General features: G+C 71.7%; 18 protein-coding genes and 1 riboswitch. Of the genes, 7 read left to right on the top strand and 11 right to left on the bottom strand.

Going from position 1 to position 18,546, the window contains the following annotated elements; translation table 11 throughout:
• The first annotated feature begins 112 nt into the window (after nt 1-112).
• Nucleotides 113-745, top strand: a complete 633-nt coding sequence (locus tag ACWD68_RS13745) for a sulfite oxidase-like oxidoreductase (RefSeq protein ID WP_451806620.1) — start codon at nt 113-115, stop codon at nt 743-745.
• A gap of 27 nt (nt 746-772) precedes the next feature.
• On the opposite strand, the gene ACWD68_RS13750 is transcribed toward ACWD68_RS13745, so the two are convergent.
• The 6 genes from ACWD68_RS13750 to thiO all read right to left on the bottom strand — a co-directional run bounded on the left by ACWD68_RS13750 (nt 773) and on the right by thiO (nt 6,874).
• Nucleotides 773-1,318, bottom strand: coding sequence for a DUF4396 domain-containing protein (locus ACWD68_RS13750; RefSeq protein WP_451806621.1), 546 nt, complete (start codon nt 1,316-1,318; stop codon nt 773-775).
• A 103-nt stretch (nt 1,319-1,421) separates the two neighbouring features.
• Nucleotides 1,422-2,291 (bottom strand): deoxyribonuclease IV, encoded by an 870-nt coding sequence (locus tag ACWD68_RS13755; protein ID WP_451806622.1) that lies wholly within the window; start codon nt 2,289-2,291, stop codon nt 1,422-1,424.
• 102 nt (nt 2,292-2,393) lie between these two features.
• Entirely contained in the window at nt 2,394-4,337 is a 1,944-nt protein-coding gene (pknB, locus tag ACWD68_RS13760) for a Stk1 family PASTA domain-containing Ser/Thr kinase (protein WP_451806623.1), read from the bottom strand.
• A gap of 375 nt (nt 4,338-4,712) precedes the next feature.
• A complete protein-coding gene (locus ACWD68_RS13765; protein ID WP_451806624.1) occupies nt 4,713-5,507 on the bottom strand; it encodes a thiazole synthase in 795 nt (264 codons plus the stop codon).
• Nucleotides 5,508-5,510: 3 nt separating this feature from the next.
• Nucleotides 5,511-5,711, bottom strand: coding sequence for a sulfur carrier protein ThiS (thiS, locus tag ACWD68_RS13770; protein ID WP_451806625.1), 201 nt, complete (start codon nt 5,709-5,711; stop codon nt 5,511-5,513).
• Nucleotides 5,708-6,874, bottom strand: coding sequence for a glycine oxidase ThiO (gene thiO, locus ACWD68_RS13775; RefSeq protein ID WP_451806626.1), 1,167 nt, complete (start codon nt 6,872-6,874; stop codon nt 5,708-5,710). The genes thiS and thiO overlap by 4 nt, the downstream gene beginning before the upstream one ends.
• Nucleotides 6,872-6,984, bottom strand: a riboswitch (TPP riboswitch). It overlaps the preceding gene by 3 nt.
• 52 nt (nt 6,985-7,036) lie before the next feature.
• Between thiO and ACWD68_RS13780 the strand changes: the two genes are divergently transcribed.
• From ACWD68_RS13780 to ACWD68_RS13805, 6 genes are all read left to right on the top strand, one after another.
• Nucleotides 7,037-7,414, top strand: a complete 378-nt coding sequence (locus ACWD68_RS13780) for a hypothetical protein (RefSeq protein WP_451806627.1) — start codon at nt 7,037-7,039, stop codon at nt 7,412-7,414.
• A gap of 32 nt (nt 7,415-7,446) precedes the next feature.
• Nucleotides 7,447-8,679 carry an NAD(P)/FAD-dependent oxidoreductase gene (locus ACWD68_RS13785; RefSeq protein WP_451806628.1) on the top strand — a complete coding sequence of 411 codons (1,233 nt, stop codon included), beginning with the start codon at nt 7,447-7,449 and terminating at the stop codon, nt 8,677-8,679.
• A 65-nt stretch (nt 8,680-8,744) separates the two neighbouring features.
• A complete protein-coding gene (locus tag ACWD68_RS13790; protein WP_261706908.1) occupies nt 8,745-9,116 on the top strand; it encodes an Rv2175c family DNA-binding protein in 372 nt (123 codons plus the stop codon).
• Between the two features lie 91 nt (nt 9,117-9,207).
• Nucleotides 9,208-9,867 carry a thiamine phosphate synthase gene (gene thiE / locus ACWD68_RS13795; RefSeq protein ID WP_451806629.1) on the top strand — a complete coding sequence of 220 codons (660 nt, stop codon included), beginning with the start codon at nt 9,208-9,210 and terminating at the stop codon, nt 9,865-9,867.
• Nucleotides 9,868-10,047: 180 nt separating this feature from the next.
• Entirely contained in the window at nt 10,048-10,971 is a 924-nt protein-coding gene (gene metF, locus ACWD68_RS13800) for a methylenetetrahydrofolate reductase [NAD(P)H] (RefSeq protein WP_451806630.1), read from the top strand.
• Nucleotides 10,972-11,027: 56 nt separating this feature from the next.
• On the top strand, nt 11,028-12,041 hold the full coding sequence (locus tag ACWD68_RS13805; protein WP_451806631.1) for an SCO2102 family sporulation regulator: 1,014 nt from the start codon (nt 11,028-11,030) through the stop codon (nt 12,039-12,041).
• Nucleotides 12,042-12,090: 49 nt separating this feature from the next.
• Here the strand turns inward: ACWD68_RS13805 and ACWD68_RS13810 are convergent, their stop codons facing one another.
• The 5 genes from ACWD68_RS13810 to ACWD68_RS13830 form a co-directional block, all read right to left on the bottom strand.
• Nucleotides 12,091-13,614, bottom strand: a complete 1,524-nt coding sequence (locus ACWD68_RS13810) for a phytoene desaturase family protein (RefSeq protein WP_451806632.1) — start codon at nt 13,612-13,614, stop codon at nt 12,091-12,093.
• 107 nt (nt 13,615-13,721) lie between these two features.
• Nucleotides 13,722-14,360: a DUF4126 domain-containing protein gene (locus ACWD68_RS13815; protein WP_451806633.1), complete on the bottom strand. Its 639-nt coding sequence runs from the start codon at nt 14,358-14,360 to the stop codon at nt 13,722-13,724.
• A gap of 370 nt (nt 14,361-14,730) precedes the next feature.
• Entirely contained in the window at nt 14,731-15,360 is a 630-nt protein-coding gene (locus tag ACWD68_RS13820) for a TetR/AcrR family transcriptional regulator (RefSeq protein ID WP_451806634.1), read from the bottom strand.
• A gap of 35 nt (nt 15,361-15,395) precedes the next feature.
• Nucleotides 15,396-17,480: a YhgE/Pip family protein gene (locus ACWD68_RS13825; RefSeq protein ID WP_451806635.1), complete on the bottom strand. Its 2,085-nt coding sequence runs from the start codon at nt 17,478-17,480 to the stop codon at nt 15,396-15,398.
• Entirely contained in the window at nt 17,452-18,426 is a 975-nt protein-coding gene (locus ACWD68_RS13830) for an ATP-binding cassette domain-containing protein (RefSeq protein WP_451806636.1), read from the bottom strand. The genes ACWD68_RS13825 and ACWD68_RS13830 overlap by 29 nt, the downstream gene beginning before the upstream one ends.
• Nucleotides 18,427-18,546 lie beyond the last annotated feature (120 nt).

Genomic DNA, 18,546 nt, shown 5'->3' on the forward strand with positions numbered 1-18,546 from the left:
CATCTTTGCACCGGCACCCGAGACCGTCCAGTAAGTACATGCTTAGTAGGAGTTGCCCGAATCGGACCCCTGCTGGTCAAAGGCACTGTCCCGGGTCTGTCAGGATGGAGTCATGGGTCAGCCGGTGGAGCGTGAATCTGGAGAAACGGCACAGTCGGAGCTTCCGCCGGGACAGCGACTTCAGCGCGGCTGGCCGGTCACGCACTATGGGCCCGTACCCAAGTTCCGCCCCGAACGCTGGGAGTTCAGGGTCTTCGGAGCCACCGCCGACGCCGAGAAGCAGTGCTGGACCCACGAGGAGTTCACCGCCCTCCCGTACGCCTCCGTCGTCGCCGATCTGCACTGCGTCACGAAGTTCAGCATGCTCGGGGCCGAATGGGGTGGCGTCCCCGCTCGTACGATCCTGGAGCTCGCCCCGCCGGCGCCCGCCGTGACCCATGTGATGGTCTGGGCCGAGTACGGGTTCAGCTCGAATCTGCGCCTCGCGGACTTCGCCTCCGAGCGCACGATCTTCGCCACCCACAAGGACGGCGAACTGCTGACGGCGGAACACGGCTTCCCGCTGCGCCTGGTCGTCCCGGATCTGTACGCGTGGAAGGGGCCCAAGTGGGTGCGCGGCGTCGAGTACATGACCGCCGACCGCCGCGGCTTCTGGGAGGAACGCGGCTACCACAACGTCGGTGACCCCTGGCGCGAGCAGCGCTACTCCTACCAGGAAGAGCCCGGGGACGGCCCCGAGCTCTGATCCCGGCGTTGCAGTCCGGGTGCGTCGTCAGTGGTGGTAGTTGTGGACCACCGCGTGCCCCTTGCCGCGGCCGATCAGCCACTTGTTGACGGGCGTCGTGACCGCGAAGGCGATCACCAGGGACGCGGCCAGCGAGAACCAGAAGAGCGCGTCGGCCAGTTCCGCGTCCATCGCGGCCGGCCACAGCACGATCACCCCGTTGTCGATCAGCTCCATCACGGCGATCGACAGGGTGTCCGCTGCCAGTGCCACCCGGAACGCCGTCCGGAAGCCGACGTCCGCCTTCAGGACGCCGCGCAGCGTGAGCGAATAACCGAAGAAGAAGGCCAGCACGATCGCGAGGGCCGTCGTGGGCGCGTTGGCCCAGCCGAACGCCGTGCCGATCACCATGCCGAGCACTTCGCCGATGGCGCAGCCGGTGAGGCAGTGCAGCGTCGCCCGGGCGGCCATGGACCAGGTCGCCCCCGCCGGCGCGTGCGGGTGGCCGTGCGCATCGTGGTGCCCGTGCGCATCGCCGGCCGGTCCCTCGTGAGGCGTGTGCACCGCCCGGTGCGTGTGCGTTTCGTAGTGCATGAGTGGCCCCCAACGTCAGGTGACGGTTCCTCCACATAGCAGGAACCGTATACCCCACGGGGGTATTCCGAAGGGGCCGCGAAGCGCCGGGCGCTTTTGGCCCTCAGCCGTCGCGGAGCTTCTTCAGCCGTTCCACATCGGCCGCGTGGCCCTCCTTCCCGCCGGGCGTCTCGATGATCAGGGGGACGCCCTCGGTGGCGGGATGGGTCATCAGGGCGCGGAACGGGTCCTCGCCGATGTGGCCGGAGCCGATGTTCTCGTGACGGTCCTTGTGCGCGCCGACCACATCCTTGGAGTCGTTGGCGTGGATCAGTCTGAGCCGCCCCTCACCGACGGTGTCGACCAGCAGATCGAGGGTCTGGTGCATCCCGCTCGGCCCGGTCAGGTCGTGGCCCGCCGCGAAGATGTGGCAGGTGTCGAGGCAGACGCCCAGCTTGGGGTGGGCGTCGAGGGCCTCGAAGTACGGTCCGAAGTCCCAGGTGCGGGAGCAGAGGGAGGCGCCCTGGCCGGCCGTCGACTCCAGGAGGAGGAACGGGTCGTCGTCGTGGGTCAGTTCGTCCAGCAGCGGCAGCAGACGGTCGCGCACCTGCTTCAGGGCGACGGACCGCTCCCGGCCGCCTGTCGCGCTCCCGGTGTGCACGACCACCCCCAGGGCGCCGATCTCCCGGCCGCGCCGCAGCGAGTGCCGCAGCGACTCCACCGACTTCTCGACCGTCGCCTCGGTGTGCGAACCGAAGTTGATCAGATACGGGGCATGGACGTACGCGGGGATCGACTCCGTGGCGCAGGCGGCGTGGAAGTCCTCGTCCTGCTTCGGGTTCCCGGCGGGCGTCGCCCAGCCGCGCGGGTTGGCGACGAAGACCTGGACGGCCTCGGCCGCGAGGTCCCGGGCGTAGGACAGGCCGACGGAGTTGAGGCCGCCGGCCACGGGGACATGGCCGCCGACGGGATTGCGGAGCTGCTTGCTGGTCACACCCATCAGGGTGTCACGCGCCGCCGAGTCCCCCGCGGGCGGACCTCGTGGGGGAGCGGTCCCCGGGCGACCGTCCGCCCGGGACCGCACGTCCCCCGGGGCTCAGCGGATCTCGATCGTGATCGTCGAGCCCTTGGGCGCCGTGTCGCCGCCGTCCACCGACTGCTTCTTGACCGTGTCGCCGAAGAGTCCGAGCAGCCCGCGGTCCTCGTCGACCTCGAACCCGGCGTCCTCGAGAGCCTGCTTCGCGTCGTCCACGCTGTCGCCCACGACGTCCGGGACCTCGACCATCGGGGGGCCCTTGGAGACCGTCAGCGTCACGGTGTCGCCCGTGGCGGCCTCGCGGCCCGGGACCGGTGTCTGCTGGGCCACCTGGCCCTTGTCGAAGTCCGAGGTGACCCGGTTCGGGGCGATCTTCACCTTCAGGCCCGCGTCCTCCAGCTCCGCGGTGGCGTCCTCGACGGACGAGCCGGTCACCTCGGGCACCTCCACCGGGCTGCCCTTGCTGACGATGATCGCGATCGCCGAACCCGAGTGCCGCGAAGTGCCCGCGACCGGATCGGTGCCGATCACGAAGCCCTTGCCCACGTCGTCGCTGAACTGCCTGGTGACCATGCCCGCGGCGAGCCCGTCGCCCTTGAGCACGTCCTTCGCCTTGAACAGCGCGAAGCCCTTCAGGTCGGGCACCTTCACCGTCTTCGGGCCGTCGGAGATGGTCAGCGTCACGGAGTCGTTGTCGCGGATCCGCTCGCCGACACCGGGGTCGGTGCTGATGACATTGCCGCGCTTCACGGTGTCGCTGTAGGCGTGCTTGACCTGCTTGACGTCGAGCCCGGCGTCGTGGAGCCGGTCCGTGGCCTGCTGCTGCGTCTTCGTCAGGACGGGCGGGACCTTGGTGAACTGGCCGGAGTTGATGTACCAGACACCGCCGCCGAGGCCGAGCACCAGCACGATCGCGGCGACGACCATCAGCATCCCGCGCCGCGGACGTGTGCCCGGGTGCCGCACGGGCGCGTCCGGCGCGGCACCGAAGGGGCTGGCCTGCTCGAACCGGCTGGTCCGGTTCAGGTCGCGGCCGTCGTCCTCGTTCACGGGCAGCGGACGGGGGACGGACAGCGAGCGCGGGATCACGCTCGTCCGGTCGTCGGCGTTGCTGTGGCCCACGGCGAGTGCCCCCGGCGGCACGGCGTCGAGCTGGTCCGCGGTGAGACCGGCCCGTGCCTCGAGGACCTGGCCGAGCAGCGCCACCGCGTCGGCCGGGCGCACCTCGGGGTTGCGGGCGGTGGCCAAGGTGACGAGCACGTCCAGTGGGTACGCCATGCCCGGCACGGCGGCCGACGGAGGCGGCACGTCCTCGTGGAGGTGCTGGTAGAGAACCTGCGCGGGGGAGTCCCCGGTGTACGGCTTGGCGCCGGTGAGCATCTCGTACAGGACGACACCACAGGCGTAGACGTCGACACGGGTGTCGGCGGTGCCGTGCTCGATCTGCTCGGGGGCGAGGTACGACACGGTGCCGAGGACGGCGCCCGTCGTGCTCGTGACCGTGTCCACGGCGCGGACCAGGCCGAAGTCCGCCACCTTGACCCGGCCGTCGTCCCCTATCAGGACGTTCTCCGGCTTCATGTCGCGGTGCACGAACCCGGCGCGGTGCGCGGCGCCGAGTGCGGCGAGCACCGGCTCCAGGATGTCGAGCGCGGCCCGCGGCTGCAGGGCGCCGCGCTCACGCAGCACGTCACGCAGGGTGCACCCTGCGATGTACTCCATGGCCAGATAGACGTACGACCCGTCCGCCCCCTGGTCGAAGACCTGCACCACATTGGGGTGCGCCAGCCGGGCCACCGACTTGGCCTCGCGGATGAACCGCTCGACGAAGGAAACGTCGGCGGCCAGCGTCGGGTGCATCACCTTGAGCGCGAGCACGCGGTCGAGGCGGGTGTCCAGGGCCCTGTAGACCGTGGCCATCCCGCCGACGGCGATCCGCGCGTCGACGCGATAGCGGCCGTCGAGCACGTGTCCGACAAGCGGGTCCTGAAGGGTCGTATCCACGCAGGTGAGTCTACGAGCCGCCACTGTCACACCGCCCCGTTCGGCCGATACCGGGGCCCGACTGCAGCCGACCTGTGACGCACGCCGCACGCACGGGGACGCTGTCTTCGTACTGATGTCCGATCGGGTCCTGTCCGCCACCGCAAGGCCACAACGCGACAACCTGCGCCCGCGCGAAGGCCGATCGCGGCCGGCCCCGGCATCCACCGCCCCGAAGCCCGCCCCCGAAGCCAGGCGCACGTCACAGGGCCGCTCCCGGGGCCGCCCGGACACCACGGCACCCGCGCACCCGCCGACGGCGACGCTCCCGCGACAGGTCCACCGCGCCCGTACGGCCGGAAACGGACGGTACGCGCACGGCACGCGGACGGAAGATCAGAACGCGGGGCGCTCCGGGTCCAGCGCCGCCATGCCCTCCGCAGGGGAGGACGCCGTGGCGAAGTGCCGCCGGGGGATGCGCCCCGCCCGCCGGGCCAGACGCCCCGCCTCCACCGCGTGGCGCATGGCCTCCGCCATCAGCACCGGCTCCTGCGCCCGTGTCACCGCCGAGGCGAGCATCACGCCCGCACACCCCAGCTCCATCGCGAGCGCGGCGTCCGAGGCCGTACCCGCTCCGGCGTCCAGGATCACCGGCACGCGCGCGTGCTCGACGATCAGCTGGAAGTTGTGCGGGTTGCGGATCCCGAGCCCGGACCCGATGGGCGAGCCGAGCGGCATGATCGCCGCGCAGCCGACGTCCTCCAGCTTCCGCGCCAGCACCGGGTCGTCGTTCGTGTACGGCAGCACGGTGAAGCCGTCGTCGACCAGCTTCTCCGCCGCGTCGAGCAGTTCGATCGGATCGGGCAGAAGGGTCCGCTCGTCGGCGATGACCTCCAGCTTGACCAGGTCGGTGCCCAGAGCCTCGCGCGCCAGGCGGGCGGTCAGCACGGCCTCACCGGCGGTGTAGCAGCCGGCCGTGTTCGGCAGGACGCGGATGCCGAGCCTGTCGAGCACCGACAGGACCGAGCCGTGCACGGACGCGTCCACGCGCCGCATCGCGACCGTCGTCAGCTCCGTGCCCGAAGCCACCAGGGACCGCTCCAGGACGTCGAGGCTGGGCGCGCCGCCCGTCCCCATGATCAGCCGGGACGCATAGGACCTGCCCCCGAGGACGAAGGGATCGTCGGCCATGGGTCAGCCTCCTTGGACGGCGGTGAGGACTTCGACGCGGTCGCCCTCGGTGAGAGCGGTGGACGACCACCGCGCGCGCGGGACGACGGTCTCGTTCAGGGCGGCGGCCACTCCGGCCGGCGCCGGGGTGAGGGTCGCGACGAGGGCGTCGAGAGCGGTCCCGGCGGCGATCCGCTGCCGCTCCCCGTTGACGACGATGTTCATGCGGGCTGCTCCGTGAGGGCGGTGGCGCCGAAGCGCAGAGGACTGAAGGGGCGGGCTTCGGCGGGGAGTTCGCCGGTGGTCAGGACGTGGGCCATCGCGTCGCCGGTGACGGGCGTCAGGAGCACGCCGTTGCGGAAGTGCCCGGTGGCCAGCAGCAGTCCGTCCAGCGCGGTCGGGCCGAGCAGCGGCGCGTTGTCGGGCGAGCCGGGGCGCAGCCCCGCGCGGGTCTCGACGAGCGGCAGCTCGGTGATCCCGGGAACCAGCTCATGGGCGTCGCGCAGCAGTTCGTAGACGCCGCCCGCCGTCACCGTGGTGTCCCAGCCCAGCTCCTCGCTGGTCGCGCCCACCACGAGCTCGCCGTTCTCACGCGGCACCAGGTAGACGTGACTGCCCCGGACCACGGCCCGCACGGTGCGGTTCAGGAAGGGCGCGTACCGCCGCGGTACGGCGAGCCGCAGGACCTGTCCCTTCACCGGGCGCACGGGTGGCAGGACGTCTTCGGGGACGCCCGCCAGACGGCCGCTGAGGCTGCCCCCGGCCAGCACCACCTGGCCCGCCGTGAGCTCGGTGCCGTCCGTGGTGACGACCCCGGCGGCCCGGTCCCGTACGACGGTCAGACGCTCCGCCCAGGTCCGGTGCAGGACCACTCCGGCCCGCTCGCACGCCGTGACCAGGGCCCCCGCGAGGCGCCGGGGATCGATCTGGTGGTCGCCGTCGACCCGCAGTCCACCGCGTACGCCGGGCGCGAGCATCGGCTCGAGACGGCGGCACTCACGGCCGCTCAGCCACTCCGACTCCAGCCCCGACCGGCTCTGCAGAGCGTGCAGTTCCCGCAGGTGCGCGCGGTCGTCGGCGTCCAGCGCGACAGCCAGCGTGCCGCACCGGAGGTAGCCGAGATCCTGGCCGGACGCCTCGGTCAGCTCGGCGGCGAAGTCCGGATAGCGGCGCGCGGAGGCGAGGTTGAGGCCCAGCAGGGTCTCCTCGCCGTAGTGCAGCTCGGTGACGGCGGCGAGCATCCCGGCCGCGACCTGGGCGGCCCCGCCGCCCGGCTCGGGGTCCACGAGCGCGGTGGTGAACCCGCGCTGAGCGGCCCGCCACGCCGTCACCAGACCGATGATTCCGCCCCCGATGACGAGGACGTCTGAGGAACGTGCAGGCGACATGGGCGTCCAGCCCCTCCCTTCGCCGGCATGACCCGGATCAGGTTCGTACGGTCGGAGGCCGCCCAGCCTCCCTCTCAGCCCGGTGCGTCCGGGCTCCCGCGAGTGCTTTACGTTGGCCACCCTAGCCCGCCCCCGCCCGCCCCAGTAAGGGAGCCTCCGCCCATGGCACGATCGCTCGACGGCCTCGTCCTGGCCCCCGTCGCCGACCAGGCGCCGGGTCAGGTGGGCACCCGCACCCGGTTCGCGTACCACGAGCAGGACGGCGTGGTCTGGGCCGACTACGCGGGCGGCGACGTGGTCCGCGGGAACCTCGTGGGTACCCGCGAGGGCGACCGCCTCGACTTCCGGTACGTGCAGCTGAAGCACGACGGGACCACCTCGTCGGGCCACTGCGTGTCCCTCGTGGTGGAACTGCCCGACGGCCGGCTGCGGCTGGAGGAGAGCTGGGCGTGGGAGTCGCGGACAGGCACAGGGACGAGCGTGGTGGAAGAGGTGCGCTCGACCGGCCGTGTGGAACAGGTCACTGAGCACGTCAGCTGACTGACGAATTGTCAGGTGTCTATGGTGATCAGGTGAGCGAGCAGACGCAGTCTCAGGCGCAGGGGCCCACGGCACGGCGGGTCGTCGTGGTGGGCGCGGGCATGGCCGGAGTGCAGACCGCGGTCGCCCTGCGCGAGCAGGGCTTCACGGGCACCGTCACCCTGATCGGCGCGGAGCCGCATCAGCCGTACGACCGGCCGCCGCTGTCCAAGGCCGTCCTGCTGGGCAAGGCCGAGGGCTCCGCCTTCGACGTCGACTTCGAGGCCCTGGACATCGAGCTGAGGCTGGGCCGCACGGCCCTCGGCGTGCGCCCCGGCGACCACGAACTGGACACCGAGGGCGGACCCGTCCCGTACGACGTCCTGGTCGTCGCCACCGGCGCCGAACCGATCCAGCTGCCCGGCGCGGAGGGCGTGCCCGGGGTGCACCTGCTGCGCACCCTGGACGACGCCGACCGGCTGCGTCCGGTCCTCGCCCAGCAGCACGACATCGTGGTCGTCGGCGCCGGCTGGATCGGCGCCGAGTTCGCCACCGCGGCGCGTGAGGCGGGCTGCGCGGTGACGGTCGTCGAGGCCGCCGACCGGCCGCTCGCCGGGGCGCTGCCCGCCGAGGTGGCCGCGCCGATGGCCGCCTGGTACGCGGACAGCGGGGCATCGCTGCGCACCCACGCGCGCGTGGAGCGCATCGAGCCCGGCGCGGTGGTCCTGGACGACGGTTCCCGGGTGCCCGCGGGCGCCGTCGTGGTCGGGATCGGGGCGCGGCCCGCGACCGCCTGGATCGCCGGCTCCGGCATCGAACTCGGCGCCGACCGCGAGATCGTCGCCGACGACCACCTGCGCACCTCCCTGGCGGACGTCTACGCGGTCGGCGACTGCGCCTCCTTCCCGTCGGGACGCTACGAGGACCGCCTCCTCGTCCACCACTGGGACAACGCCCTGCAGGGCCCGCGCACGGTCGCCGCGAACATCATCGGGGAGGCGCCCGCCGCCTACGACCCGGTGCCGTACTTCTGGTCCGAGCAGTTCGGCCGCTTCGTGCAGTACGTCGGCCACCACGCGCCCGCCGACACCATGGTGTGGCGCGGCGACTCCTCGGGCGCCTCCTGGTCGGTGTGCTGGCTCCACGAGACGCGTCTGGTCGCTCTTCTGGCGGTGGGCCGCCCGAGGGATCTCGCCCAGGGCCGCCGGCTCATCGAGGCGGGCGCGCTGATGGATCCGGAGCTGCTCGCGGACCCGTCGAGGCCGCTGAAGGCCGCCGCGGCCTGAATCCGTCACCCCAGGTCGGGTGCCCTCGGCTTCCGACTGTCGGTCCGGGATGGCAGGCTTGTCCCGTGACCGAGATTGACGCAAAGATCGATGCTCTCGTCCCCGCCTGGCTCACCCTCCCCGACATCGCCGAACAGTTCGGCGTCGAGGTGACGCGCGTCCGGCAGCTGGTCAAGGACGGCCAGCTGATCGCCGTACGCCGTGGTGAGAACCGCGCGCTGCACGTCCCCGCCGACTTCATCGACGCGGACGAACAGAAGGTCGTCAAGGGCCTGGCCGGCACCCTGACGCTCCTGAGGGACGACGGATTCTCCGACGAAGAGGCCCTCGAGTGGCTCTTCACCCCCGACCCGAGCCTGCCCGGCACCCCCGCGCAGGCTCTGAGCGAGAATCGCGGCACGGAGGTGAAGCGCCGCGCCCAGGCGCTCGCCGTCTGACCTGAACGCGACCGTCCGGCACGGGGAGCGCGGCGGCGGGACCATCCCGGCCGCCGCACTCCCCGCGCACCGACAAACGGGGGATCCACGCATGCCCGAGAACGCCGCCACGACCGCGCGGGGCCGGCTCGCCGACGCCCGCGTCTACCTGTGCACCGACGCCCGCAGGCGGCAGGGCGACCTCGCCGAGTTCCTCGACGCGGTCCTGGGGAGCGGTGTCGACATCGTGCAACTGCGCGACAAGGGCATGGAGGCGGGCGAGGAACTGGAACACCTCCAGGTCTTCGCGGACGCCTGCGCCCGCCACGGCAAGCTCCTCGCGGTCAACGACCGGGCCGATGTGGCCCACGCCGCCCGAGCCGGCGTACTGCACCTGGGCCAGGGAGACCTCCCGGTTCCCGCGGCCCGCGCGATCCTCGGCGACGAGGTGCTCATCGGCCGCTCCACGCACGCCGCGTCCGAGGCCGCGGCCGCCGCGGTCCAGGAGGGCGTGGACTACTTCTGCACCGGCCCCTGCTGGCCCACCCCCACCAAGCCCGGCCGCCACGCACCCGGCCTCGACCTGGTCCGCACCACGGCCTCCCTCGGTACCGACCGTCCCTGGTTCGCGATCGGCGGTATCGACCTCGGCCGGCTCGACGAGGTGCTCGAAGCCGGCGCCCGCCGGGTCGTCGTCGTACGGGCGATCACCGAGGCGGACGACCCCGGCGCGGCCGCGGCGGAGTTCGCCAAGAGGCTGCGTGCGGCGTAGGCACGGCAGCGGCCCGCGCGGAGCGTGCCGGCACGGCTGAGTCTCTGCCGGGCGTGCGGTTCGGGCCGCGCGGAGAGTGCCGATGCGGCCCCTGTCCGAGGGGTGGACAAGAACTCGACAGATCGGACAAATCCCAGCGGTTCGGTTGGGGGACCGACGCCCTCTGGCTAACCTGCGAGTATGGCCCTCGGATCTGCTTCCACCAGGACTGATCGCGCACGCACCGTGCGCGACATGCTCGCGACCGGCAAACAGACGTATTCGTTCGAGTTCTCGGCGCCGAAGACTCCCAAGGGCGAGCGGAACCTGTGGAACGCCCTGCGGCGGGTCGAGGCCGTCGCGCCCGACTTCGTCTCCGTGACCTACGGAGCCGGCGGCTCCACCCGGGCCGGCACGGTCAAGGAGACCGAGCAGATCGTCCTCGACACGACCCTGACCCCGGTCGCCCACCTCACCGCGGTCAACCACTCCATCGCGGAACTGCGCAACATCATCGGGCAGTACGCGGACGCGGGCATCCGCAACATGCTCGCGGTGCGCGGCGACCCGCCGGGCGACCCCATGGGCGAGTGGGTCCCGCACCCCAAGGGTCTGACCTACGCGGCCGAACTCGTGCACCTCATCAAGGAGTCGGGCGATTTCTGCGTCGGGGTCGCGGCCTTCCCGGAGATGCACCCGCGGTCCGACACCTGGGACCTGGACGTCTCCCACTTCGTCGACAAGTGCCGCGCCGGCGCCGACTACGCGATCACGCAGATGTTCTTCCAGCCGGAGTCCTATCTGCGCCTGCGGGACCGCGTCGACGCGGCGGGCTGCGCGACGCCGGTCATCCCCGAGGTCATGCCCGTGACCAGTGTGAAGATGCTGGAACGGCTCCCCAAACTGTCCAATGCCTCGTTCCCGGACGTCCTGAAAGAGCGGATCCTCACAGTCAAAGACGATCCGGCGGCTGTACGCTCCATTGGGATCGAGTTCGCGACGGAGTTCTGTGCGAGGCTGCTGGCCGAGGGAGTCCCCGGACTGCACTTCATTACGCTGAACAACTCCACGGCGACGCTGGAAATCTACGAGAATCTGGGCCTGCACCACCCGCAGCAGGCCTAGACCGGTCGCACCCGCGTACGACACACTGCGTAGCGGCCACTGGGAGAGGGGCGTACATGGGCTTGACGGTCCTCTATCTTGCATTCGGCATCGTCGCGCTGTGGCTGCTCGGCGAGGTGCTGCTGCAGTACAAGGCGCGGCTGCGGTTCCGGCTGCTCGCCTTCGTCGGCTTCCTCGGTGTGGTTCTCGGCGTCCTGATGCACTCGGTCGTGGTCATCGGTCTGGGCGCGGCCGCCTTCACCGTCGGTCAGACCTATGTGACGCTGTCGTTCCGCCAGGGCTTCGCGCAGGGCTGGGCCATCAACGGCCGCTCCGCGCCGGCCAAGCCCAGCAAGCGCCGCCGCGGTGAGCCGGAGAACGAGGACCCGTCGCTCGAGGTCTCCGACCTCGATGAGGTCGAGGAAGCGGCCTACCGGCACGATGACGAGTACGCCGCCGAGGACGACGTCTTCACGCCCGCCCAGTCCGACCGGTTCATGCCCCCGGGGTCCGCCGACCCCGCGGCCGCCGAGTCCACCGCGGTCTACGAACCGCAGCCCCTGCCCGAGGACACCGGCTCCTACGGCGTCTACAACGCGGCCGCCTATGCCGCCGCCACCGATCAGTCCTACGGCGCGGCCCAGTCCCAGGACCAGCAGGCCTACGCCGCGGCCGCCCAGTCCCAGGACCAGCAGGCCTACGCGACGGGCGGTCAGTCGCAGGACCAGCAGGCGTACGCGTACGACGGATACACGGGCTACGACCAGCAGCAGTACGGCTACGACAACAGCCAGCAGCAGTACGCGGCCTACTCCGACCCGTACGTCGGCCAGCAGACGTACACGGGCGCCTCGTACGACACCACCTACACCGGCGGCGACCAGCAGTACACGCAGCAACAGCAGAACTACGGCCAGGACCAGTACGCCACCGGCACGTACGGCGGCGAGACCCCGCCCGGCGGTGTCTGGGTGCCGCAGCAGCGCACCGACGAGCAGTACGGCGGCGAACTCCCGCCCGAGCAGCAGCAGTACCCGTACCAGGGCAACGGCAACAACAACGCCGGGTACGACGAGCAGTACCGTTTCTGACCGGCCGGACAGCGGCTGGCGGCCTCCCCTCGCCGCCGCCCGCGTCCGTTCACTGTGAGCCCTGGAACTCCGGACCCTCCACGATCAGCCCGGTCACCAGCGCGCCCGACATGCCCGCGTGCGGCAGGCCGCCGCCGGGGTGCGCCCAGCCCCCGGCCGCGAAGAGCCCGGGCATCCGCGTGCTGTTCGACGGGTGCAGCAGCCGGCCGTCCCCCGCGGGGAGCGCGGGAGCGGGAACCGCGCCACCCTCCGCACCGGTCGCCTCCGCGATGTCGGCCGGGGTGCGGACCTCGTGCCACAGGAGCCGGTCGCGCAGGCCCGGCAGGGCGCGCCCGGCCGCGTCGAGGACCCGCTCCACGTCCGCCTCGGACACCTGGGCGCCCGACGGCACCGTGACCGTCAGCGTGACCGCCTCGTGCTCCGCGTCCGGTACGAGCGCGGAGTCGTCGGGGCGAGACACCACGACCGTGGGCGCCGCGGGCAGCCCGGGGCGCTCGCCGAAGAGCCGGTCCAGCTCGCCCGCGCGGTCGACCGTGTGGACCACCGTCCGGTGCGCCACCCCGGCGGGCCGCCCGCCGCGCAGGGCGAGCAGCACCGTCAGCCGGCTGGCCGCCCCCGACTGCGCCGGGACCTCGTCACCACCCCGGATCACCGCCCCGGGCAGGAGGCCGTCCAGGACGCCGGGCGCCACGCCCGCGACCACGAAGTCCGCCTCCGCGAAGGTGTCTTCCTCGGAGCCGGAAGGCCGGGAGGCGCCCCCGGAGAGCTCCACACCGACGACCCGGCCGTCCTTCTCGACGATCCGCTCGACGGACGTCCCGAAGCAAAACTCGACCCGGCGGGCCACACACCGTTCGTACACCGCGCGCGCCAGCTCCCGGATGCCGCCGCGCACGTACCAGGTGCCGAAGGCGTGCTCCATGTACGGCAGCACGGCGGCGCTCGCCGGGGTGACGCGCGGGTCGAGCCCGTACGCCAGGGCGTGACTCTCCAGGAGCGCCGTGAGGCGCGCGTCGCGCAGTTCCCAGGCGGCCACCTCGGCGAGGGTGCCGGCCCGGCGGGTGCGCAGCAGCTTCCTGTGCGGCACCGAAGGGTAGGGCTCGCGCTCGGCCAGCACCGGCCAGTTGGGCCACAGGGGCTCCTCCAGGAGCGGTCTGCGCGTCCGGTCCCACGCCTCGCGGGCCCGCACCAGGAAGTCGCCCCACCGTGCGCCAGCGTCCGGGCCGAGCGCTTCGTCCAGCGCGGCGAGCACGCCCGCGCGCGAGGCGTTCGGGAGGGACACCCGTGTGCCGTCCGCGAAGACATGGTCGGTCGACGGGTCGACCTGGACCAGTTCGACGCATTCCTCCAGGGGCTGCTTGCCCGTCTTGACGAACAGGTCGCGGTAGACCGCGGGCAGCGGCAGCAGTCCCGGTCCCGTGTCGAAGGCGAAGCCGCCGCGCTCGAAGCGGCGCACCGCGCCGCCGTACGTCTCCGTCCGCTCGTACACCACCACCCGGTGGCCCGCGACGGCCAGCCGGGCGGCGGCCGCCATCGCGCCCATCCCGGCGCCGATCACCGCAATCCGTCCCATGCCGGCGACTTTATCGGCCCCCACCGACAGTCCTGTCCGGAGGCGGATCGGGCCGGTCCCGCGACCGCGTCACCGGGTCCGGCTGCCGCCCGGACCCTCCGCCGTGGTCACTCGGGGTCCGTCCGTGACGCCGGGCCGGGCGGCTGCTCCACCAGCGCCGCCATCCGTCTCTCCTCCCGGCGCTGCGCGCGGCGACGCAGGAACCGTCTGATCCGGGAGACGAGGAAGTAGAGCACCACCAGCCCGGTGATCAGCAGGACACCGGCGATGACCGCCGCGGCCTCGGGATGGAACATCGCGAAGGTGAGGAGGCCGGCGACCCCGAGATCCTCGGCGGTGCTCATCACGAAGTTGCTGAACGGCTCCGGCGACGTGTTGATCGCCATCCGTGTCCCGGTCTTGACCGTGTGGCTCGCCAGTGCCGTCGAACCGCCGATCAGGCCCGCCGTCAGATCCGATACCGAACCGCTCTGTCCGGCGAGCAGCGCCCCGACCCACGCGCCCGCCGCCGGCCGGATCACGGTGTGCACGGAGTCCCACACCGAGTCCACGTACGGGATCTTGTCGGCGACGGCCTCGCAGAGGAAGAGCACGCCGACTGTGACCAGGATCTCAGGGCGTTGCAGGGACTCCGGGACCTCGTCGCTCAGCCCGGTCGCGCCGAAGATGCCGAGCAGCAGCACCACCGCGTACGCGTTGATGCCGCTGGCCCAGCCGCTGGTGAAGACCAGGGGGAGTACGGACACGGACGCGATCGTAACCAGTGGGCGACGGCGCGTCCTGGGCATGAGTGCGTATGCCTGAGTATCCGTACCTACAGGGTGAGATGAGTAGGCGCACGGATGGGCCCCACCTGCGCGAACGGCAGAGTGGGGACACGGAAAGGGGCGCGGCTCCGGCACCGCCGACACGGGGCGGCGGAACGGAACTCGCGCCCTTGGCCGCTCCTTCCGCCGACTCGCTCGGCGGGAGTGAGACACGGGGGAACCCGGGGGACGACCGAACGGGGGCCCAACGGGGGGCACGGGGGGGCACGGGGGAGCACGAAGAAGCGCCGGTTCGAACGGCCCGCGGGGGACGCGGCCGTTCGAACCGGCGCTTTGTGTGTACGAGTGTTCAGCGGTGGCCGCTCACACGCCCCTGGAGGAGCCGGGACAGCGCCGCGTGGACGTCGTCCAGGGAGCGCTCCGGCTGGAAGGCCTGCCAGTCCAGGGCGGCCACCAGGACCATCCCGACCAGCGCCGCCGCGGTCAGCGGGATGTCGATCTCGTCGCTGAGCTCCCCGGCCGCCACCGCGTCGCGCAGAACGTCCTCGACGACCGCCACCGCCTGCTGCCGCACCACCATCAAGGTGGACTGCCAGGCACGGTTGGTGCGCCAGAGCTCCGCCACGTACAGCTGGGTGAAGGCCGGATAGCGGTTGATGAAGACGAGCCCGGCCCGGATCATCGCGTCCAGCGCGTCGACCTTGCTGCCGCCGTCCCGGGCGGTCTTCTCCGCGGCCTCCCGCAGCGAGGCGGTGAGGAGCCCCACGCCGTGCCGCAGAAGCTCTTCGAAGAGAACCGATTTGCTCGCGAAGTTGTAGTAGACCGTGCCCTTGGCGACCCCGGCCCGCTCGGCGATCTCGTCCACTGTGGTGGCGGAGAAGCCCTGTTCGGCGATCAGTGTGACGGCCGCCTCGTAAAGCTTCTGCCGGGTCGCCTCGCGGCGGCTGCCGCCGCCCGCCGTGGTGCTGGTGCTGTCCATGGCCCCGATTGTCACAGGAGCGCCGGCGCGCTTGGTCACAGGCTCAGCTCCGGGTGCAGCCGGTCGAGGGTCCACACCTGCTTGCGGCGCGCCGACAGGGCGGTGAGCGCGAGGGCGCCCACGGTGAACGCCGTCAGTACGAGGCACGCCGTCCATACCGGCTCGAGGCCGCCGCCGGTGATGAGCCTGCGGAGGGCCTCGACGACGTAACTCATCGGCAGGAAGGGGTGGATCGCGTTGAAGAAGCCCGGGCTGGTCTGGACGGGGTAGGTGCCGCCCGCCGACGTCAGCTGGAGCATCAGGAAGGCGAGGACGAGGATCCGGCCCGCCGCCCCGAAGCGCGCGTTCAGCCACTGCACGATCGCCGCGAAACAGGCCGACACCAGGAACAGGAAGCCCACCGTTCCGGCCGCCCGCACCATCTGGAGGCCGATCGCCCAGTGGAGCACCGCCATCAGGGCGGCCGTCTGGAGCACGCCGACGACGGCGACCGGCAGCCAGCCCGCCAGCGCGATCCGCCACGCCGAGGCCCCCGCCGCGAGCGCGCGCCGGTTCAGCGGCTGGATCAGCATGTACGCCACCATCGAGCCGACCCACAGGGACAGCGGGATGAAGTAAGGGGCGAACCCCGTGCCGTAGTTGGGCGCCTTGTGCAGGTCCCTCGAGGCCAGCTGCACCGGGTCGGCCATGACCTGGGTGCGCCGGTCGCGGTCGGGCTTGGCGTAGTCGGGGATCTGGTCGGCGCCGTCGTGCAGTCCGCCGGCCAGCTTCCCGGAGCCGCCGACGAGCTTGTACAGGCCGCCGTCGAGGTCGCTCGCGCCCGTCCTCAACTGTCCGACGCCCTCGTCGAGGTCCGCCGCGCCGGTCTTGGCGGTGCCGAGCCCCGAGTGCAGCCGCTTCGCTCCCTTGGCGACCGCGGAGGCACCGTCGTTCAACTTGTTGATCTTGGAGACGCTGTCGTCGAGGTCCTCGGAGAGATGCGGCGAGCGGTCGGCGAGGGCCTGCGCCTGCTTCTCCAGCGTCGCCAGGTTCTCGTCCAGCTTGTCGAGGTCCCCGTCCTGGTCGTCGATCAGCGTGTTCACGTCGTCGGCGACCTTGACGACGTCCGCGGCCGCCTCCTTGGCCTTCTTCAGCTCGGGGCACGCCGCGTCGGGGAGCGGGAGGGTCTCGCACCGCGCGCGGTGGACGGTGTCCAGCGCGTCGGACGCGGTGCGCGCGCCCTTGGCCGCGGCCGGGGCCGTCTTCACCAGGGTGTCGAGGTTGTGGCGGATCCCCGCGGCCGAGTCGGCGACCAGTTGGGCCGTGTCACCGATCGACTTCTCGTTGTCCTTCAGAAAGGGGCCGACCTTGTCCGCGACCCCGTTGACCTTGTCGGCCAGCGCCTGGGTCCCGTCCGCGACCTGGCGCGAACCGTCCTCCAGGTCACCGGCGCCCGTGTTGAGCTTCTTCAGGCCCCCGGAGAGTTTTCCGCTGCCCTTCTTGGCCGCCTTCAGGCCGTCCGCGAGGTCCTTGGAGCCCTTCTTCGCCTTGCCGATACCGCCGTTGAGCTTGTCGGCGCCCTCGGCGGCCTGCACGGTCGCCCCGTGGATGTCCGAGAACGAGATGAAGATCTTGTCGAGGAACGAACGCGAGGCCTTCGTGGACGCGGCCGTCCGCACCTCGCTGAACACCGTGCGGGAGATCTGCCCGACGATGTAGTTGTTCGCGTCGTTGGTCCGCACCTGGAGCGCACTCGTCTCGGGCGATGACCCGGAACTGGACGCGATCCTCTTGCTGAAGTCGCCCGGCATGGTCAGCGACAGATAGTACGTGCCGTCCTCCACACCCCGGCGGGCCTCGGCGGAGCTCACCTCGTGCCACTCGAAGGTGTCGCTGTCGCGCAGCCCCTCGGTGATGTTGTCGCCAACCGTCACCTTCTTGCCGCCGGCCGTCGCCCCCTTGTCGTCGTTCACCAGCGCCACGGGGATGCGGTCGAGACGGCCGTACGGGTCCCAGAACGACCACAGGTAGAGGGCGCCGTACAGCAGGGGCAGCAGCAGGAGCGCGGCCAGCGCGGCCCGCGGAAGCTTGCCCCGGCCGAAGCGGCGGAGTTCAAGAGCGGCCAGTTTCGGTGAGCGCATCAGCCGTCTCCTTGTCGTTGGTCCCGCTGTCGCTGTCGCTGTCGCTGTCAGCGTCGGCCTTGGCCGTTTCGGCGGTGCTGCCGGTGGCCTTGGCGCCGGTGCTGGCGTCGGCCTGGGTGGCGTCGGCGTCGGCCTTGGTGGTGGCCTCGGCGGCAGCGGTGGTGGTGTCGGCGGTGGTCTCGGCCCCGGGCGCCGGTGCGGCCTCGCGGGAGCCGTCGGGGCCCTGTGCGCCGGCCGTCCTCGACGTGTCGCTCGGTGCGGTGGACACGACGACGGCGCCCTCGGGGGCCTCGCTGCACACCGCCACGACCGTGGTGCCGGACTCGGTGAGAGACGTCAACAGGGCCCAGACGTCGGACCGTTCGGCGTCCGAGAGCTTGAGGTCGGTGTCATCGACGCCGAGCAGCCGCGGGCGGCCGATCAGAGCCAGTGCGATGGACAGCCGCAGCGCTTCGAGCCGTTCCAGGTCGCGTACGGCGGTCCTCGCTCCCTTGGGCAGTGTCTCCGGGTCGAGTCCCGCGGCGGCCAGCGCGGCGGCGATCCGCGTCTCGGTCTCGCTCACCCGCTCGCCGCGCGGTCGCAGCAGGACGCGCAGCGAACCGCCGAACCGCCGCTGCAGCAGCGCCCGTTCCCGCAGGTGCTCCCCGACGGTCAGCGCGGGGTCGAGGTCCGTGACGCCGGGCACGTGTGCGAGCGCGCTCGTCCGGCGCACCGCGGCCATCTGCTTCGGCAGTCCGGCCGTGCCCACGGCCGCCGTCCCCTCGGTGGCCTTCATCCGGCCCGTGAGCGCGAGCAGCAGGCAGGTGCGGCCGGACCCGGACGGCCCCTCGATCGCGATGAGCGATCCGGGCTCCGCGTCGAGACGAACCCCGCGGAACGCCCAGCCGCGGGGTCCCTCGAGCCCGAAGTCCTCAGCCGTGACGCCCAGTCCGTGCGGACCGTCCACAGATTCCCCATCCCCTGAAACATGGAACTACTTTTGAACTGACTGGTCAGTGCAAAAACTATCCCGAACTTTCGAGCGAAGCAAAAGCCCAGGTCAGAACGGATTGTCAGTGGCATACCT

This window comes from Streptomyces sp. NPDC005141, from assembly GCF_053599975.1.

What these genes read in the sequence shown, in the direction of transcription:
- ACWD68_RS13750 (WP_451806621.1), bottom strand. Translation starts at nt 1,318, where the DNA reads ATGCACTACGAAACGCACACGCACCGGGCGGTGCACACGCCTCACGAG.
- thiS (WP_451806625.1), bottom strand. Translation starts at nt 5,711, where the DNA reads ATGAACATCGTCGTCAACGGGGAGCGGCAGCGGATCGCCGCCGGGACC.
- ACWD68_RS13825 (WP_451806635.1), bottom strand. Translation starts at nt 17,480, where the DNA reads ATGCGCTCACCGAAACTGGCCGCTCTTGAACTCCGCCGCTTCGGCCGG.
- ACWD68_RS13805 (WP_451806631.1), top strand. Translation starts at nt 11,028, where the DNA reads ATGGGCTTGACGGTCCTCTATCTTGCATTCGGCATCGTCGCGCTGTGG.
- ACWD68_RS13780 (WP_451806627.1), top strand. Translation starts at nt 7,037, where the DNA reads ATGGCACGATCGCTCGACGGCCTCGTCCTGGCCCCCGTCGCCGACCAG.
- thiE (WP_451806629.1), top strand. Translation starts at nt 9,208, where the DNA reads ATGCCCGAGAACGCCGCCACGACCGCGCGGGGCCGGCTCGCCGACGCC.
- ACWD68_RS13745 (WP_451806620.1), top strand. Translation starts at nt 113, where the DNA reads ATGGGTCAGCCGGTGGAGCGTGAATCTGGAGAAACGGCACAGTCGGAG.
- ACWD68_RS13765 (WP_451806624.1), bottom strand. Translation starts at nt 5,507, where the DNA reads ATGGCCGACGATCCCTTCGTCCTCGGGGGCAGGTCCTATGCGTCCCGG.
- thiO (WP_451806626.1), bottom strand. Translation starts at nt 6,874, where the DNA reads ATGTCGCCTGCACGTTCCTCAGACGTCCTCGTCATCGGGGGCGGAATC.
- metF (WP_451806630.1), top strand. Translation starts at nt 10,048, where the DNA reads ATGGCCCTCGGATCTGCTTCCACCAGGACTGATCGCGCACGCACCGTG.
- ACWD68_RS13810 (WP_451806632.1), bottom strand. Translation starts at nt 13,614, where the DNA reads ATGGGACGGATTGCGGTGATCGGCGCCGGGATGGGCGCGATGGCGGCC.
- ACWD68_RS13820 (WP_451806634.1), bottom strand. Translation starts at nt 15,360, where the DNA reads ATGGACAGCACCAGCACCACGGCGGGCGGCGGCAGCCGCCGCGAGGCG.